The organism is uncultured Porphyromonas sp. (assembly GCF_934359325.1).
Lineage (GTDB): Bacteria > Bacteroidota > Bacteroidia > Bacteroidales > Porphyromonadaceae > Porphyromonas_A.
Window position 1 is genome coordinate 1 of record NZ_CAKRLH010000231.1, and the last position, 2,447, is coordinate 2,447.

Here is a 2,447-nt window from a genome sequence, read left to right on the forward strand (position 1 = left end):
ATATATACTGATGAAACCGACACTATTTGTACTTGCCGCCGGCATGGGATCCCGCTATGGCGGCCTTAAGCAGATCGACGGTCTCGGCCCTCACGGCGAGACCATCATGGACTACTCCATCTACGATGCCATCCGGGCAGGATTTGGCAAGGTGGTCTTCGTGATCCGAAGGGACTTCGAGGAGGCCTTCAGAGAGAAGATCGTCTCCAAGTACGACCGACTGATCCCGGTGGAGCTGGTCTTCCAGAGCGTGGACAAGATCCCCTACTCCTACAAGGTCCCCGAGGAGCGGACGAAGCCCTGGGGTACCAATCACGCCGTCATGATGGGCGAGGAGGTGATCAGAGAGCCCTTTGCGGTGATCAATGCGGACGACTTCTATGGGCGCGAGAGCTTCGAGGCACTTGCCGACTTCCTCCGCAGCGTCGAGGGGAAGGAGGGCGAGTATGCCATGGTGGGCTACCGCTGTGGCAATACCCTCAGCGAGAGCGGTACCGTCTCCCGCGGTGTCTGCGTCACCGACGACCGCGGCTACCTCACCGAGGTAGTGGAGCGGACCAGCATCGGACGCGATGAGGAGGGGAAGATCTCCTTTGCTGATGAGAATGGTGAGAAGGTGGTGCTGGAGGAGAATACTCCGGTGTCGATGAATATGTGGGGCTTCACGCCCGACTACTTCGCTCACAGTCGGGAGGCTTTCCGGAAGTTCCTCGATGAGAATCTGGAGAAACCGAAGGCTGAGTTTTACATCCCCACTGTGGTGAACGACCTGGTACACCTAGGCAAGGCGACCTGCAAGGTGCTGGATACGCCGGCGCGCTGGTTTGGTGTCACCTATGCCGAGGATCGTCCCGAGGTGGTGAGGAAATTTGCCCGCCTCCACGAGGAGGGGATCTATCCCGACAGCCTGCTCTCCTCGCTCCGCAAGTAAGCCCTCTGAGTGCCTCAGCTGCTGACGATCATCGGTCCGACCGCATCTGGGAAGACCCCCGTGGCGGCGCACCTTGCCCACAGGATGGGCGGGGTGGTGCTGAGCGGTGACTCGCGGCAGGTCTACCGGGGGATGGATCTCGGGACGGGGAAGGATCTGGAGGATTATGTAGTGGATGGGGAGCCGGTGCCCTACTACCTCATCGACATTGCCGAGGCGGGTGACCACTACAGTCTCTTCCAGTACTTAGAGGACTTTGACCAAGTATGGCAGTCGCTGCCTGTGGAGACACCGAGGATCCTCTGCGGTGGCTCGGGGCTCTACGTCGAGGCGGCGGTCCGGGGGTACCACCTGCCGGATGTCCCTCGGGACGAGCAGCTGAGAGAGGAGCTGGGACAGCTTAGTCTCGATGCGCTTCGCGAGAGAGCGGAGCAGCTGGGTGCGCTGGAGGAGGTGAGGGATCCGGAGAATAGGCGACGGATGGAGCGGGCGATAGAGGTGGCACTCTACTTCCGCGACCATGGCGAGCGGTATCTGGATCGTCTCCCATTGGAGGGACCGATCTACTGTCTCGACATCTCTCGGGAGACCAGGCGCAGGCGGATCAGCGAGCGACTTGACCGAAGACTCCTCGGAGGGATGGTGGAGGAGGTGGAGGGGCTGCTGCAGCACCTTCGCCCTGAGCAACTCACCTACTACGGGCTGGAGTACCGCTACGTGACGGACTACGTCACCGGTAAGCTCACCTATGAGGAGATGCGAGAGCGCCTGGAGGTGGCGATACATCAGTTTGCCAAGCGTCAGATGACCTGGATCCGCGGCATGGAGCGGCGAGGACTTACCATTACCCCCATACAGCCCGCCGACACCCCCGCCGAGACCGCCGACCTAATCCTGAGAGACTTCCGCAGCAGATAGACACTCGGTTTTTCAACGTCAATTACAACCACTTATGAAGAAGAATAGCGCCTATCGGGCGGCAGCAGGGCTGGGTGCCATCGCGGGCATCGTACTACCTACCGACTGCGCCCCCAAGGCTAAGGACGAGGTCCCGACTCGGTACAATATCCTGATCATCGAGAGCGATGACCATACCTCCCAGATGATCTCCGCCTATGGTGGCGAGATCGAGACGCCCAATCTCGACCGGCTTGCCGAGGAGGACGGAGTGAGATTTGACAACGCTTTTGTCGTCAATTCCATCTCCGGACCCTCCCGCGCCTGCCTCCTGACTGGAAAGCACTCGCATAAGAACGGCTTCACCAATAACGAGCACAGTGTATTTGACGGCGACCAGCAGACCTTCCCCAAGCTGCTCCAGGCGGCAGGATACCAGACCGCCATCATCGGCAAGTGGCACCTCCACTCCCTTCCACAGGGCTTCGACCACTGGGAGATCCTGCCGGGTCAGGGCGACTACTACAATCCCGCCTTCATCACCGCTCCCAATGATACGGTAAAGGAGAAGGGGTACGTCACCGACTTGATCACGGACAAGAGCCTCGACCTGCTCCGA

3 protein-coding genes are annotated in these 2,447 nt (G+C 60.1%); all 3 read left to right on the plus strand.

Annotation, left to right across the window (positions count from 1 at the left end):
- Positions 1–10 precede the first annotated feature (10 nt).
- Complete coding sequence (locus Q0F21_RS07230) at positions 11–931, plus strand: nucleotidyltransferase (protein WP_297238695.1); 921 nt, start codon at positions 11–13, stop codon at positions 929–931.
- A gap of 9 nt (positions 932–940) precedes the next feature.
- On the plus strand, positions 941–1,849 hold the full coding sequence (locus Q0F21_RS07235; RefSeq protein WP_297238691.1) for an isopentenyl transferase family protein: 909 nt from the start codon (positions 941–943) through the stop codon (positions 1,847–1,849).
- Positions 1,850–1,883: 34 nt separating this feature from the next.
- On the plus strand, positions 1,884–2,447 hold a 564-nt coding region (locus Q0F21_RS07240), incomplete at its 3' end, for a sulfatase-like hydrolase/transferase (RefSeq protein ID WP_297238693.1).